The organism is Roseibium sp. Sym1 (genome assembly GCF_027359675.1).
Classification (GTDB): Bacteria; Pseudomonadota; Alphaproteobacteria; order Rhizobiales; family Stappiaceae; genus Roseibium.
This window is the reverse complement of record NZ_CP114786.1, coordinates 3,336,690-3,353,457: the sequence shown is the minus strand read 5'-3', so window position 1 is coordinate 3,353,457 and position 16,768 is coordinate 3,336,690. Positions and strand designations below refer to the sequence as shown.

At 53.7% G+C, this 16,768-nt stretch carries 7 protein-coding genes; all 7 read left to right on the top strand.

Annotated features, from left to right (window positions below):
* The first annotated feature begins 51 nt into the window (after nt 1-51).
* Entirely contained in the window at nt 52-1,404 is a 1,353-nt protein-coding gene (locus O6760_RS15150) for a metallophosphoesterase family protein (RefSeq protein WP_269580551.1), read from the top strand.
* Nucleotides 1,401-4,838, top strand: a complete 3,438-nt coding sequence (locus O6760_RS15145; RefSeq protein ID WP_269580550.1) for an AAA family ATPase — start codon at nt 1,401-1,403, stop codon at nt 4,836-4,838. The genes O6760_RS15150 and O6760_RS15145 overlap by 4 nt, the downstream gene beginning before the upstream one ends.
* 267 nt (nt 4,839-5,105) lie before the next feature.
* On the top strand, nt 5,106-6,467 hold the full coding sequence (locus tag O6760_RS15140; RefSeq protein ID WP_269586191.1) for a hypothetical protein: 1,362 nt from the start codon (nt 5,106-5,108) through the stop codon (nt 6,465-6,467).
* Between the two features lie 166 nt (nt 6,468-6,633).
* Entirely contained in the window at nt 6,634-8,448 is a 1,815-nt protein-coding gene (locus O6760_RS15135; RefSeq protein ID WP_269586190.1) for an AAA family ATPase, read from the top strand.
* 6 nt (nt 8,449-8,454) lie between these two features.
* Nucleotides 8,455-9,120: a 4Fe-4S single cluster domain-containing protein gene (locus O6760_RS15130; protein ID WP_269586189.1), complete on the top strand. Its 666-nt coding sequence runs from the start codon at nt 8,455-8,457 to the stop codon at nt 9,118-9,120.
* Nucleotides 9,117-15,380: a protein kinase domain-containing protein gene (locus tag O6760_RS15125; protein ID WP_269586188.1), complete on the top strand. Its 6,264-nt coding sequence runs from the start codon at nt 9,117-9,119 to the stop codon at nt 15,378-15,380. The genes O6760_RS15130 and O6760_RS15125 overlap by 4 nt, the downstream gene beginning before the upstream one ends.
* Nucleotides 15,377-16,738: a hypothetical protein gene (locus O6760_RS15120; RefSeq protein ID WP_269586187.1), complete on the top strand. Its 1,362-nt coding sequence runs from the start codon at nt 15,377-15,379 to the stop codon at nt 16,736-16,738. Before O6760_RS15125 ends, O6760_RS15120 begins: the two co-directional genes overlap by 4 nt.
* The last annotated feature ends 30 nt before the right edge of the window (nt 16,739-16,768 follow it).

Sequence of the window (16,768 nt, the reverse complement as noted above, 5' to 3'; positions counted from 1 at the left end):
ATCGGGCCTCATGGTTTGAGAACAGCAACTGGTGTTGGCCAAGGAAGCACGGTGGTATTCCTGGTCGTGAACCGGGAAAGGGTTTGTGCTCCTCCTGTCCGGAGTGGTTTAAGGAAACGGCTATCAGGGATTGAAATTTCAGGTCTTCGTTTTGGGAAACAGCATTTGATCAGGATTTTACATACTGCCGACGTCCATCTCGATTCGCCACTCAAGTCGCTCGCGCTGCGCGACGAAGGTCTGCAGAGCACTGTTCAAACGGCAACCAGGACTGCGTTCACGCGGCTTGTCGACTTTGCTTTGGCCGAGGGTGTCTCCGCGCTCCTGATCGCAGGCGATCTCTTTGACGGTGCTGAGCGAAGCGCCAAGACAGCCGCATTTCTGACCGGCCAGTTGGATCGACTGAAGCAAGCCGACATTCCCGTCTTTTACATCAAGGGCAACCACGACGCTGAGAACCCGCTGACCGGTGAAGTCAGTCTACCGGAAAACGTGTATGTCTTCGACGGTCGTGGCGGCCGGCATCAATTGGGCGAGACGAACATCTGGATCTACGGCGTAAGCTTTAGCGGTCGGCAAGCGCCCGATAGCCTGTTGCCAAAATTCGGCTCGCCAGAACCTGACGCAATCAATATCGCGATGCTCCACACATCCCTTGCCGGCAGCCAGGGGCACGACACCTACGCCCCCTGCTCTGTCGCAGAACTGTCAGCCATGGGGTTCGATTACTGGGCGCTCGGACACGTGCATAAGCGCCAGGTCCATTCCAGCGCTCCCTGGATTGTCATGGCAGGAATTCCGCAAGGACGCGACATCGGCGAGGCAGGACCGAAATCCGCAACATTGCTGTCGATCGAAGACAAGTCCATTTCGGTCTCCGAGGTTCCGACATCAGCTGCTGAGTTTCTGGAGCTCAAGGTCGACATTGGTGGCTGCGAGACGGACGATGAAATTCGCAGTCATGTCCGTCAGCAATTGCAGGGAGTAGCAGAAAACCTTGTAGCAGATGTCGGACTTATCCGGCTCACAGTGGCAGGTCAGACAGATCGCAAATGGCAGGTGTTGCGGGACCAGGATGCCTGGACAGAGGTGACCGCTGAGCTTGCTCGCAGCACCGATCGGCTTTGGATCGAAAAGACCAAATTTAACCTCTCCGAAAAGGCGGAGGGATCTGATTCCAAATCAGCCGTTGGTGAACTTGAAGCGTTGATGGCAGAGATCAGCAAAGAGCCTGCGAACGCCGCAACGATGCGCGACCTGCTGGACACTCTCGTCAACGAGATACCAACTGCTCGCAGAGCTCAGCTTTTGCCGAATGAAGAGGCTGCCGAACAGCTGTTGCGTTCACTGTCCGAAGACGGCGCCGAAAGCATCCTTGCCGCCATGAAGGGCGCAAGCGAATGATCCGCCTTCAGAAACTCAATCTCGATTTCTTCGGCCACTTCACCGGCAAGTCCTACGACTTCGGCGCCAAACCCGGTGAATCCGACTTCCATGTGATCTACGGACCGAACGAGACCGGCAAGACGACCACTATGGAAGCTTTCCTGCGCCTACTTTACGGCTTCCCTCATCAGGACCGATACGACTTTCTTCATCAGCGCAAAAACCTGCGCGTGTCCGGCGTCTTGGATGTCGACGGCACACAGCTCCCGCTCACCAGACTGTCCACCCGAGATCCGTCTCTTCGCGATGCCAATGACACGCCCTTGCCGGAAACGACACTCGCCGCTCACTTGGGCGGATTGTCAGAAACAGACTACCGGCACCTGCTCTGTCTTGATGACGAAACGATCGAAAAGGGCGGCGAAGAGATTGTCAGCAGCAAGGGTGACATCGGCCGCCTTCTGTTCTCGGCAGCGGCGGGCGTCAGCAACCTGACAGCTGTCCTTGACCAGTTTCGGGCCATAGCCGACGGGATCTACCGCAAACGTGCCACCTCTACCGAGATGGCGCGGCTGAAGCGAGAGCTGGCGGAGATCGAGCGAGAAATCAGGGAAACGGATGTTCCAGTCAGCGCCTACAAGAAGCTGAAACAGGCCTTGGAAGCTGCGCAGGCCGAAGAGGCAAGCGCCCGAAAGGAACGCAGTGCGTTGCTGACTTCAAAGGCAGATTTTGAGGCCTTTAAAGCTGCATTGCCGAAGCTCGACGAGATCGACACTCTCGAGGAAGACCTGACAGATTACGCAGACTATCCGAAACACCTGGATGTGAATCCGGAGGAGCTAGTGACGCTTCTGACGGAGCAAAACAGGCACCGCGCAGACAAAGACCGGATTGACCAGGAGCTTACCGAGTTACGCGAGCAGCTGCTTCAATTGGAACGCCATCCAGAACACCTGTCACTCGCGGGTGATCTGGAGCAACTTGATGTTCTGCATAAGCGTGACTCATTGGCGAATTTGGACCTCGATAAGCGTCGCAAAACTCTGTCTGACATTCAGCAAGACATGAGCCGGGCTGCAAGGGACCTAGATGCACCCGAGACCATAGACCCAAAGACGTTGGTGCTTTCGCCTGGACAGATGGGGCAGTTGGAAGCAGCCAGGGACAATCTCCGAACCTCCACCCGCGACATCGCCAAACTCGAAAAGGAAATCGAAGGTCTACAGGAGCGTCTGGAGATCGCTGAACAGGAATTGGCTGAGTTCCAGAGCGACAATCCAACCGCTGTCCTCGTAGGCCCGATCCTAACCCGCTATTCGATCGACAGTCTTGCGCCGCGTTACGCCTCGGCCCGCCAGGCTGTTCGCTCTGCAAGGACTGCCCGAGAGGACGCTCTGTCCGCGCTAACAGTTTCCGGGCAGGTATTTGATGCGATTCCACCGGCGGCAATCTCTTCTGATGAAGCCGAAGAGCTCTCAGAGAACTATCGCACCTTCCAGGATCAACGCTCCAAACTCTCCGACCGCCGCGAAGATCTAAAGGCAGATCTAATAGCCGCGGAACACCGCATTTCCGCTATCAAGTCAGGTGCAGGCGTCGTGGATGACGCCACAGCGCAGGCAGCAAAAGAGAAACGCGATCAGCTATGGGCAGCCCATAAATCCACGCTTGACCTCTCGTCTGCCAGCACCTTCGAAACAGCTATGCAGAAGGTCGACCAGGTATCGGAAGCACGCCTGGATCATGCGACCGAACTCGGCCGGCTACGAGCCGAAGAGCACAGGCAAAGTGAAATTGAAACCGAGCTGTCCTCTGCAAAGGAACGCCTTGCCAAGCTGGACGAAGAGCTGGCCGGAGTAAGCGAAACCGTAGACGGCTACGCCGGCCGCTGCGGCTTAAGCATCACGCTCAGCGCAGAGATATTTTCAGTGTGGGTTGGAAAGCTCGAAGCAGCCATCCAAGCCGACACAAATTGCAAACGCCTTGAGAAAGAACACCAGACGACGCTCTCGGACGCCCAGCGCGCAATCGCAGAGCTGCAAGACGCAATGGGACTTGAGACCGAGGATTTCGACACCTTGATTGTTGAGGCGCGAGCGCGACAGAAAGAAGAGCGTGCTCATGACGAAAAGCGCAAGGCAGCATTCGAAGTTTGCAAGAGACTGAAAGCCGAGCTCATGCGCCAACGCCAGGCCATGAGCAACCTGCAAGTGAACCATGAAGGACATCAGAAAACCTGGTCCGCGATGATATCCGAATTCTTCGAATCTGCCCTGACCGCGGACGTGGTGATCCAGTCACTTGAACCCCTTCGAGAGCTTCGGGAATTGGAAGGCCGCCGAGTTGGTGCTGAGCGCCAGGTCCAGTCGATGGAGAAAGACCAGAAGGATTTCGCGCGAGAGATGGCACGCCTGGCAAAGGCTGTGGGTTCCGACGCTTCTTTGCCTCCGCTGGAAATCTTCAAAGCCCTTCAGAAAATGTCCCTGGCGGCCAGCGACGCGGAGCAACAGTTCAACTCACTGTCTAAGGACATCCAGACGGCAGAGGATGCTTTGAACGAGACCGCACAAGAACTCGAAGATATCGACAGAAAAGCCGCGGATTTGGCTGCGATATTCCCGGCTCGCGTTCCAACGGACACGCTGCAAGACCTGCGCAAGGCGATTGGCGAAGCCCAAGACGTGATCAAAAAACGAGCGCGTTTAACGGACCTCTGTAACTCCATTCGCTCAGACCTATCGGTTCCCGACATTGAAGCCGCGAAGGCCAAACTCGAAGGACAGACCCTAACCGAGCTGAATGCATCAATGATGGCGGTCGAGGACGACCTGTTAGCGATTGAGAAACGGCTTGAAACCTCGATCGAACAGCGCACGTCGGCCCAAAAAGATCTCTCTGCCGTGACCGGCGAAGCCGACGTCGCCAGCTTGATCGAGCGAAAGGCTACGCTGGAAATTGAAATCGAAGAGGCCGCGTTGTCATATCTCAAAACGACGTTCGGGCTGCAGCTGGCAGAAGAAGCCATTCGCCGTTACCGGGACAGCCATCGAAGCGGCATGATGGACGCCACCGAAAAGGCGTTCGCGGATCTCACCAATGGGGCCTATACCCGCCTAGAAACTCGACCAGAAGGTTCCTCTGAAATCTTGCTGGCAATCGACGCATCCGGAATAGCCAAACAGGCAAACGACCTGTCGAAGGGCACACGCTTCCAGCTATTCCTCGCTCTTCGAGCTGCCGCCTACGAGCAGCTTTCCAGCCAGGGAGTTTGCCTGCCATTTTTCTGTGACGACGTTTTTGAAACCTTCGACGAAGACAGAACCCGGTCTGCTTGCAAGGTCATGGAAAAGATCGGCCGGACAGGTCAGGCGATATATCTGACACACCATCGTCATGTCGTGGACATCGCCAGAGAGGTGTGTGGGGACAGGGTGGCAGTTCATGAGCTGTGAGGGGATCAGTTGCTTGCAGATTACGCCCGAACTTCAGCGAAAATTGCCAACGCAGCATTTTTAAATACTGCATCGCAACTAAATCATTCGCAACTCTAATGGAACTAACAAGACATAGTTACATCTACCAAGCCTACGATATGAATTGATTTTAGAGTTTCGAGCCAGCGCGCTTTTCTGACATGAAATGACAAATTCTTCTGCGCAGTTCATTGACCCTCAAGGAAATTGCTCTCTAGAGTTGATTTAGCAGTTGAGGAGGGCCCAATGATTGAGCGACCAGATTTTCTAAAATGGGGTGATCCCGCCCGCCTATTTCCTATCGTCGCAGACTCAAGCCGAGAACAACGGATAACTTCGATTTTGCTCGCGGTCATGACGCAAGTTCCCGCGCTTGCGGCTGAGCTCCTCGGTACGGCGGGTATTCGGATCGGGGTACGTTCAAGAGTTGAAGCTTTTACCGAAGTTGTATTAATAGAAGAGAGCGAAGCGAAGAACCGTCCCGATGGCTTAGTTGTAGTAACAACGGGGAAGTCAAAGTGGAGCGCGCTTATCGAAGCAAAGATAGGCAAATCAGACCTCGAACCCGAACAAGTTCAACGCTATATTGAGATGGCACGCGACAACGGCATTGACGCTGTCATCACGATCTCCAACCAATTTGTGACCCGCGCAGATCACTCCCCGGTCCAGATGTCAAAAGTGCTTCTACGGAAGGTAGGCCTCTACCACTGGTCATGGATGAGCATTGTCACAGCATGCAAAATCTTACAGCATCAACAAAGTATTGAGGACACGGAGCAGGCCTTCTTGCTTCGTGAACTATTGCGCTACCTCGAAGACCCAAGAACCGGAGTCGAACGCTTCAGCCAAATGGGAGCCGATTGGAAGGACTTGACGCAGCGGATAAACAACGGTGCTTCACTTAAGAAGAGTGATGACGACGTAGCGAATGCAATCGGATGCTGGATAGAGGAAGAGCGGGATCTTTGCCTTCAATTATCTCGTCACGTTGGTCAGACCGTTGAGACGATGATGGAGCGAAAATACAGAATTGACCCTGCGGCCAGAATAAAAGCGTCAATCGCAGCCTTGATTGACTGCCCAATCCTAAAGTCAACTTACCGAGTACCCGACTGCGCCGGAGACATCGAAGTAGCTGCCAACCTTCAGCTCAGGACAATATCTGTGAGTATGAAAGTCAAAGCTCCGTTAGACAAGAAATCGACAAAGGCTAGAACCAACTGGCTACTGAAGATGCTGAAGCAGGATGACCCTCGCATTTTGGTATCAGCGCACTGGCCCGGTCGGGCTGCGCCGACACAAAAGCCGCTCGAGATGCTTCACAAGGATCCAGAATTGATTCAGACTGACAATCCCACCCTAGCTCCACATTCGTTCGAGATAACTTTGGTCGATAGCACCGGCAAGAGGTTCGGTGGACGACGCACGTTTATCGAAGATGTAGAGGCCATCGTCCCGGCTTTCTATGACCTGGTGGGCCAGAATCTTAGAGCTTGGCAACCGGCACCGCCGCGTCCGGTGAAATCAAAGCTCGATGAAGCTTTAACCGAAGTAGTGGAACAAGAGGTCGAACCTAGCACTGAACCGCCTGAGCAAACAGACTAAGGCCAGCCCAGAACTAATTCGCGAGCTTAGAACTCTTGATGTGAAATTTCGTTAATTTCCGAGGTTGGAAAATCATTTCGATGAAGCCTGTGTTCGCATTTTAATATCTGCTTTATTTGTGTTCTAACAGGGCAGTCAAAAACCGTAACTTCTGATTGAAATAGCTGTGACTACGAAAACTCGTTGGCTACGCGACCTAAAGCGTTTCCTGCCTCTTAAAAGCCAGTTTGTCCTAACAGGCAATGTCCGTGACTTGCAGGCATACCCAATTGCGCCGGATACCGTAGCACCACTGCCGCTGGCCCTAGCCCTTGATCATGAGTTACGGGCGTGCGGATATCGCGATGTCCTGCTGTTTTCTCCCATGTCTGGGTTCGAAACTCCAGGTGGGATAGACAGCGCAGATCTCCAACAGGCGTTGCAAAACACGGGTCTGGGTTCTGAAAACCCAAGAGGTATGGGACTAGACGTTCTCGCTCAGGTGCTTCCGACTTTCAGCGCCTCGAATGGCGAACCGGCCGCACTGATCATAGACTTTGCTTCCCGTCTCACAAACAGGTCGGATACCCTGACACTTCAAGAGCATGCGCTCTTTACGACGGCTCAAATTGCTTGCCACCGCGCCTCTTCCAGACCCTTCGGGCCAAACCGACAACCGTACTATAATACCATTATTTGGGTGGTCGATCGTGAGTCCGATTTACCCGACTGGTTTACGCTCGATAATCCGAGACTTCGAACAATCCCGATCTCGCCACCTGACGGCCACACTCGCGCCTCGCTGTCCCGCACGCTTCTGAGGAGCCTTCCTGAGGCAGAGAAAACACCCACTTCTGTTTTTGAAAAGTCTGCTGATGCCTTCGTTAGCCTGACCGAAGGATTACTACTCACGGACATGAACGCCATCGTACAATTGGGCCGAAACGAAGACCTACGCGTCGACGAGATCGCTGCTGCAGTGAGACGCTATAAGGTTGGCGTAACGGACGATCCGTGGAAAAGACTCGACCGCAACAAAATAACCAATGCCGAACACTTCATCCGCTCTCGGGTAAAGGGGCAGGAGCACGCCATTGCCCATATGCTTGACATCATCAAGCGAGCGGTTACAGGGATTGGTCGGTCACCTACAAACGGTCGTCCGCGTGGTGTCGCGTTTTTCGCGGGCCCCACTGGCGTAGGAAAGACTGAGCTTGCGAAGACAATCACAAGCCTTCTTTTTGGGGACGAGACGGCTTACATCCGCTTCGATATGTCGGAGTTCAGTGCAGAACATGCAGACCAACGATTGTTGGGTGCGCCTCCCGGATACGTGGGATATGACGCTGGCGGTGAGCTTACAAATGCGATGCGGGAAAAGCCCTTCAGCATAGTCCTGTTTGACGAAATCGAAAAAGCCCATCCACGCATCCTCGACAAATTTCTACAGATACTCGACGATGGTGTGTTGACCTCCGGACGTGGCGACCGAGTTTATTTCTCTGAGGCCGTTATCATCTTCACCTCGAACCTCGGCATCTACCGCACTGAAGCAACTGGAGCACGAACACTAAACGTTTCCGCGGATCAAGAACATGAAGTCGTCGCAGCCAAGGTTCGGGAGGAAATAGAAAATCACTTCAAATTGTCACTCAACCGCCCAGAGATACTTAATCGCATCGGCGAAAACATAATAGTCTTTGACTTCATTCGACGGGATATAGCGGAACAGATTTTTCGCAGCATGGTCGACAGCCTATTGCAAAGCACTGTTGCAGCAGGTTTCAAGGTTTCATTACACGAAGACGCCGAACAAAAATTGCGCAATCTGTGCATCCAGGACCTGTCCAACGGCGGCCGAGGTATCCGCAATATGATAGAGACCCATCTTGCCAATCCATTGTCACGAGCGCTTTTTGACTCCGGTGAAGCCGCGGGAACTTTCAGGATCGAAAGCGTCGTCCCGGGCCCAGTCACAACCATAGAGCTCGTGCGAGAATAGCTTCCCATGAGGGCCGTTTCCATATCTCGTCTCCACTTTCCGGTAACGACGCTGGGCCCCGGCAGTCGCATCGGAATTTGGTTCCAAGGCTGCTCAATTCGATGCCATGGTTGCATATCTGCCGATACTTGGGCGGCAGGGCGGGGTCAAACGACAGTGACGGAGATTATGCGGGCGATAGAACGCTGGCTGCCTGAGGCAAACGGCATTACGATCTCCGGAGGCGAGCCTTTCGACCAGTGTGAAGCTCTGCAAGAACTACTGATTGCCATCAAGGCTGCCACAGCCGCTAACGTATTGCTTTATTCCGGCTACAAAATCGAAGAGATCTCTGCAAAGGTTTCGCGGATGGCCGGCCTGATAGACGCACTAATATCAGACCCATACCTCGTCGACGCCCCGCAGACGCTTGCACTGCGCGGTAGCGACAATCAACGTCTACATCTCCTAACCTCTGTTGGCCAAGAAGCATTCGCCCAGTATCAGCGGAAACTTACGGCCGAAGACCGCAGTTTAGATCTGATGATGGACGGAGACGGAACAGTCTGGTTCGTAGGTATTCCCGGCAGGGAAGATTTCAAGCGGTTGTCCGCTGCATTATCCCGACACAACCATCAATTAATGACTTCGCAGGACTGTTCGAAGGAAACGGCAGAAGAGAAAAGCCGATGATCAGACTTTGTCCAAATTGTCATACCGAACGTCCACTGAGCGAATTTTATTGTCAGGGGACCGTTGATAGCGGCGCGACCTGCAATTGGGATCTGACATCGGTTTCAGTAAAAGAAGCAGGCGGGCTCCATCGCGCTACTCCCATTACTTCGCTAAGTTCCCAGCCTCCTCTTGCCTCCAATACCGCGACATGTCCGAACGGTCACCTAGTCGACGACGGTGACATTATCTGCATGACCTGTGGGTCAGAATTAGACATCGGCTCTACTCCAATAGAGCCTACAAAAGAAGAGGAACCTGAAAACACGGCTCTTGTCGCAACGGATGTGACGGAGATTTGTGGCTGGCGGGTTGAGTCTCAACTACAGCCGACCGGCGCTGTCCAGCAACGCTATCTCGCGATCAAGAATGAAACGGAACAGCGTGGAATCTTGACCATATTTGCCGATGGTTCAGAGCCTGACACAGCGGTCTATGATGCTATTAGCAGCTTATCCGAGGACCACCTGCCTCAGATTTACGAAGTCGGCAGATGGAATGATCGGGCATACGAAATAGTGGAGGAGATAACCGAAGGAAGTCTTGTCGAGGTCAGCTTCGACGGATCGAATCTCGAAGTATTAAGAACGATCGTGTTTGAAATTGGCAAGGCACTTGGCTCCTTTTCCCAAGGGGGACTGCGTCATCGCGATATCCGCCCGGCAAACGTCCTAATTCGCACCGCCAAACCACTAGATTTGGTAATCACGGGTTTTGGCTCAGCTCGTCTGTCAGACTATGACCTAGATGTCGTCGCGCCGCTTGAGACGACGCAGTACATGGCACCGGAAACTATCGCTGGCGGCGTGGCCGCGTCCTCCGATTGGTGGAGTCTCGGAATGATCATTCTCGAGATCATCACAGACGGGGCTTGCTTCGATGGTGTCAATCCTCAAGCGTTCCTGATCCACGTCCTCACAAACGGAGTCGAAATTCCAGAAGGATTGGATCCTTCAGTTGCACAGCTTTTGAAAGGCCTCCTAGCTAGAGACCATCGAGAACGGTGGCAATGGCAAGAGGTGCGTGCTTGGCTTGCCGGGGAGTATGTTGCCTTACCTCGGTCGGAAACGGCGCAGACTGACTCGAACGGAACCACACCGATATATCTGGCTGGAAAGCCTTTTTACAAGGCTAGCGCGTACGCGCTAGCTGCGGCTGAGCCTGGTAACTGGGACGAGGCGCGCGATCAGGCAATGCGCGGCGTCATCGCCGCGTGGACTGAAGACGCAGGTTTCGATGGTGCAATGCAGTCGGCAATACGGCGCCTTGCTCACACCGAAGGCCTCTCTGACGACTTGAGGCTTTCGATAGCTCTAAAGATACTGCATCCGGCGATGCCGCTCATAGTAAAAGGAAACATTGTCACGCCGGGCTGGCTACTTGATCACCCAATTGATGGTACCGAGCTAATCTTCGGGCCGTCAGTTGAATTTCTTGCGCGCCTAGATGCAGAGGAGTGGCTGCAGCGAATGAAGGAGCGCGGACTATCGGTCCGCGAAAAGGCTCGCCATTTTTCCATTGCGCTAAATGAAGATGACCTGCAGATTCACCTGCTGTCGAGCTCAAAAGCCAGACTCGCAACGCTTTGGGCCGAGCGACGTCGGATACTCCCCGATACCGACCATCCCGGACTGAATTCCCTGATCGAGAGGCGGCAGACCACAGATGAGGACTTCATTCTTCTACTATCTGCTGACGTAGGACAGTTCCGGTCGGTAGACGACATTCTCGATGAGGCCTCAAGAACTGCCGATCGAGCAAGTTTGGCTACATTCAATCAAGAACAAGCGCGTGAATGGCTTTCTCTGTCTAGAAGGGACTTGCAGGCGCTAATTGATGATCGACTCGCAGGATTTGCTCGATGTGGAATTGAGAGAATCGACGAGTGGGCGGACCAATTTCGACTGGATCGCCGAATCAGCCTTGACCGATCACTTGTTTTGCTTTCGGTACCTTACCATGAGTGGAAAGAGCCACCGAAACAGAATTACGTAGCAACACTGCTTGAATACTTCTCGAAGAAGATTTCCGGCAGCATCCTGCGCGGTCCACTTACGAGGATGTCAATTGGTAAGACCACACCACGAGTCGATCTAACGGAGCTCGGAACTGAGAGGCGCCCTGCCGCTGCTCTTTTGGAACACATCCTTGCCCGGTCTGATCGAGTAGAGGAGTTGGACCCTACAGCCTTCGGCCTGTCCGAAACGCTTGAGCGTCGATTGCGCGCACTGCGCAGTCATGCAACGCTCTATAAGCGCGACACTGGGATCGATGGATTATACATGGGCTTCCCATTCCTGATCCACCGCGATGATCGCCGGAAAGCAAAGATCGCACCGATACTCTTGTGGCCAGTCAAGGTCGTTCCACAAGTCGGCAATCGCGGCCACGCGACCATTGCGTTCGACCGAGACCGAGACGAGGTACGCCTAAACCCGGCTTTTGAAGGCATGATCGGTATGGATGCCTCGCGAAAGTGGCAAGAAGCAGCGAATGATCTTCTTGGCAGGTCTACGCTCACCGCTGCAGATGTCGTCGACGGATTTGGCGGGCTAGCAAACATCGAAGAACGAACGCTCGCTAAACTTCCTGGAAGAGATACCGATACGGATATCGGCCACGATGTCATCGCTTGCTCAGCAGTATTCTTCCACATGGCCTATATGGGACAAGCCATCGTTGAGGATTTACGCCAACTAAAAAGTAGGCAGCTTAATGACAGTGCTCTGCAGACAGCGCTCAAGCTTACTGAAGCTGTTTCCCTTAATTCGTCGTCTAAAAAGCCTCCAGAACTAGACCGCTTTTTTACCGTGGCCAGCGATCCCTCGCAGGAAGCTGCTGTTCTCGAGGCCCGCAGTGCGCCCGGTCTTCTTATCGAAGGACCACCCGGCACAGGGAAGAGCCAGACTATTGTCAATATGGTTGCTGACGCAATTGGTAGGAAAAAAAGTCTGCTCATCGTCTGCCAAAAACAGGCCGCGCTCGAAGTCGTGAAGAAACGGCTAGAAGCTGAGGGGCTCCAAGACAGGATATTCATGGTCTCAGACGTAAACCGCGACCGCGAACCGATCATCCATGCTCTTCGAGCGCAGCTCGAGGCCCATTATGAGTTGCAGGCCAATCAGAAGTGGAAGCGCGATCGCCAGAATCTTGCGCTAAAGATTGAGGCAGTTGAAGAAGATCTCAACAAGCATCATGAAGCGCTCCATCGCACGGACGAACGCATTGGCCTGTCATACCGCGAGCTTTTGGGCAACTTAATCGAGATCGAAGGACAAAGGGCACCACTTGAAGTCCCAGCCCTTAGACGTTTGCTTGGTCAGCTTACTCCCGTCGAGATTGAAGCACTATCGGAGATGTGCGCTCCACACGCCAGACACTGGCTGCCGGCCAAGTTCGAGAATAACCCGCTTTCAGTGCTTAAACAGTTCAACGCGGACCCAGCCAATATTGGCGCATTCGATGATGACTTTAATTCGTTCGTGGCAAGCGAAAAGGAGCGTAATGCTGTCCTCGAAAGGACAGCAGACGCGCTCTCACTGAACAATCCCGAGCCTTACCGTAGCTGGTACGCCGAAAATGACAGGAGTTTTGTAGAGCTGGAGGACCAAGAGCGCGCCCAATTGGCTCAGTGGTACCGACTTTGTGAACGCAGTGAGAACACAAGTAAAGCGATACAGGCAACCGCAAGGCTCGCCACTCTAAATGACTTGCTTGGATCGATAGGCGACAACGAACCTGCGGAAGACTACCGCAAGCTCTCAATCGAACTCTCCGATCAAGAGCTGGATAGATGGGCCACTATAGCCGCGGCGTTGAACAAGCCGACATCTTTCATTGATGTCATCAATCCTTTCAGATGGTCAAAGAGAAGAAAGCTCAAAGTCTTCCTGAAAGAAGCCGGTCTTAATCCTCCCGACACTGCCCAATTTGATGCTGCTCTCCGTTGGGAGCAACGTCTACGCCCGCTGCGGCGCGATTTAGTCGAAGCTTTAGAACCGTTCGGAGAAGATTCCCTAGTTACCGACCTATCGAGATCCGTCAAGCTCGCAGGAATCGCTTCACATAGCGCGCAGTCCATATCGAACGTGCAAGCCGTCGCAGACAAAGTAGCTTCCTTTCCGTCACAATCCGAATTGGAGAAAGCCGTCGCGACGGCGTCCTTACCTGCATATGAACGACTTCGTGACAGCGCTGAACTCGCATTCGAGCGCTACGAGGCCAAGCAGTTCAGTCGTGCGGCCCTGGAAAACGTGTCTCAGTGGTTTGATGAAGACTGGGTTGCAGCAAGGCTTAAAGCAATCGAAGCAGACGACGACAACGTGACTGCGCTCTCGTCTATAGCCCGCGAACGGCCGACATTGGAGGCCTTTCAGCGTTTTCGTATTCGCGCGAACGCCATATCCCCCGAAGGTTTCAAGATTTTCGAGCAACTCCGCCCCTTGGAATTCGAACTATCGGCGCTCCGGTTGGATCAACTCGAAGACGAAGTTCGCAAAATAGTCAAGCGAGAAGCGATGCTATCTTGGAAGTCTCGGCTCGAGAGTGAGGACCCTCGCTTGCTCTATGAGACCTCTGAACTCGCGGCGAAAATCCGCTCCGTCGAAGAGGCGGAACTCGGTATGCGTAAGGCCAATCGCAATATGTTGACGCAGGGCGTCGACCCAGCCCGGATATCTTCTGCACGCGAATGGGAAAGCATTACCAGACTGCGTGGCCAGCGTGCGCAGCGCCTGCGCGAAATATTGGAAAAAGGGCCCGATCTCGGCCTTATGGAACTACGTCCAGTTTGGCTGATGAACCCTGATGTCGCCAGCCGCGTCCTGCCACTTCGCAAGTCGATGTTCGACACCGTAATATATGACGAAGCTTCGCAGATGCCGGTCGAATATGCTTTGCCGACGCTTTTCCGCGGCGAGATCGTTATTATCAGCGGCGACGAGAAGCAGATGCCACCGACTGCCTTCTTCGCAAGCAAGGTTGAGAACGACGAAGCTGACGTTTTCGACGGCGAAGAACTTGATGAAGACGCAACTGAAGTTGAACGCGAGACATTCAACGAGACCTGGAACAGACGCGAGATTAAAGATTGTCCGGATTTGCTCCAGTTAGGCAAGTCGGTCCTGCCAACTACAACGCTTCAAATACACTACCGTTCCAGCTACCGCGAACTTATCAGCTTCTCCAACAGCTCTTTCTATAATAACAAACTCAACGTCCCCGTGAGGCACCCAGATGAGGAGATATTGCGCGCCAAACCAATCGAGGTGATCAGGGCAGACGGCATTTACTATAATCAAACCAATGACATCGAGGCACGTCGCGTCGTCGACGTACTAGCCGAAATCTGGCGAAGGCCCGAAAGTAGACCGACAATCGGTGTCGTAACATTTAACCGTAAGCAAGCCGACCTGATTGAGGACGTCCTAGAGGAACGGGCCGAAGAAGACAGTGTATTTAGGAACACCCTCGCTCGAGAACGTGATCGCGTTGAAAACGGAGAGGATGTCGGGTTCTTCGTCAAAAACGTCGAAAACGTTCAGGGAGACGAGCGCGACTATATCATCTTCTCCTCCACGTTCGGTAGAAACGCTCAAGGCAGCTTCCGCAGAAACTTCGGTGTGCTTGGACAAAAGGGGGGGGAACGGCGATTGAACGTCGCCGTTACTAGAGCACGCATGAAGGTTGTGATGGTGACTTCGATGCCGATTGAAGACATCTCTGATATGATAAGCAGCCGTCGCACTCCCGCGTCAGCGCGCGACTACCTACAGGGCTACCTGGAGTATGCGCGCTCGATGTCCGAGGGCGAGTTTCATAGGGGTCGCAACCTCCTGGAGCGCATGGTTATCGAAAGGGTGAGCGCGCGCTCCGTCGCAAATGACGGGTTAGACGGCTTTACTGCTTCGGTCGCCGCCTACCTTGACACGCTGGGAGTGAAAACGGACCAGATTAACGATGGCAGCGCCTTCGGCCTAGACTTCGCTGTAGAGAATCCGCGCACTGGTCTCTACGGGCTCGGTATCGAGTGCGACGCGCCAAGGCACCATATTCTCGAAAGCGCTCGTGCCAGGGAAATCTGGCGACCGTCCGTACTCAAGAGATCGATACCTGTAATCCACCGCGTGTCTTCACAGGGTTGGTACCATAACCGTGATGAAGAAAGAGATCGACTGAAGGCGGTTGTTGAGGCCACGATTTTTCAGGAGGCAGCCGAATGAGCGGACCCAAGGTCGTCAGAATCGTTACACGCGAAGAAATCGTCGCGACATGCCTCGGCCAGATAGCCGCATTGGAGGCGGCATACGAACAATGGAGGTTGGTGGGCGAAAGGAACGACATCCTCGATGAAACAGACGTAGAGCAGGCAAGAGACCGTATCAAGGCGATGCGAACATTACTCGCGACCGATAAGTTTACCGAGCTGCAGAAGCAGGTGCCGGCCGAGATCAGTTTTCTGGAATCGGACATGGAGCGACGGATCGAACTAGCAGCTGCGAGAGAGGCCAATGCCCGTCGGGAAGACAGACGCCGTATCAATGCTGCCGAAGCACTCGCTGCGGCTCTTTCAGCTAAGGGCGTTCCAATCCCGACGGAGTTGACCCAACCTGAGAAATTTTCTTCGGATGCTCTCCAGGCTGCAATTCGCGTTGGTTTCTCCGCGCTGGCTCCGGATTTCGAAGACCCAGTTGTGACTGAAAGTCAACGCGAACTCGCGTCGCGCTTGGGTGCCGGCGCAGCTCGTTTAACATTATCGGATTGGCTTGCTGGCCAAACGACGACGGACCGAGATATCCCTGCACTGCAAGCAATAGAACGCCGCTTCGAGGAATTGCGTGCACTTGATCCAGAGGTTGCGGAGCCTTTCGCCGAACGCATCGATCGACTTCAATTTGAAACCGAAAGTCGTCGGAAACTATTGATTGACAGCCTAAACCTCGACATCGCAAGCGCACGCAGCGATGCGGAAAAGAAAGCAAATTTGCTTGCAGAAATCAGGAGAACTCAATCCGAGCTTCGAGCTACGGGTACCTCAATTGCAGAAGCCAAAATTGTTGAAATCTCCGCAGCGCTTGGCAGGCTGACCGATATAGACAGCCTGAACTCACTTCTCTCGGTTTGCAAAGAAACGCTCGCATTTATCAGGAACGAACAAGCCGAGGTACATCGAAGGCGAGCTATCCTGGGTGGATTGGCCGACCTGGGGTATGAGGTCAAGGAAGGTATGGAGACAGCCTGGGTCAACGATGGGCGTGTAGTTATGAAGAGTACCAAGTCACCGGGTTACGGCGTCGAACTAGGCGGCGATCCCGCTAAACGGATGCAGTTGCGCACGGTCGGATTTAAAAACAGTTTCACTCCAAGAAACACGCAGCAAGACATCGCAGCCGAAACTCAATTCTGCAGTGACTTTAAGTTGCTTCAAGAGCGCCTAGCGGAGGACGGAAGTGCGCTATCGATAGTGAAGGCCTTGGGTGTTGGCACGACGCCGGTTAAGTCTATTGAGATTAGTGGCGAGGACACGGAGGCTATTGAGGCTCCCGTAGCTAGGTCTCACAATCAAGGAGGAAACTCCTAATTGCCTGTTGATGGAAATGCGCCACGTCCA

Excerpts from the sequence above, each read along its gene's own strand:
- O6760_RS15140 (WP_269586191.1), top strand. The coding sequence starts at position 5,106 with ATGATTGAGCGACCAGATTTTCTAAAATGGGGTGATCCCGCCCGCCTA.
- O6760_RS15145 (WP_269580550.1), top strand. The coding sequence starts at position 1,401 with ATGATCCGCCTTCAGAAACTCAATCTCGATTTCTTCGGCCACTTCACC.
- O6760_RS15125 (WP_269586188.1), top strand. The coding sequence starts at position 9,117 with ATGATCAGACTTTGTCCAAATTGTCATACCGAACGTCCACTGAGCGAA.
- O6760_RS15130 (WP_269586189.1), top strand. The coding sequence starts at position 8,455 with ATGAGGGCCGTTTCCATATCTCGTCTCCACTTTCCGGTAACGACGCTG.
- O6760_RS15120 (WP_269586187.1), top strand. The coding sequence starts at position 15,377 with ATGAGCGGACCCAAGGTCGTCAGAATCGTTACACGCGAAGAAATCGTC.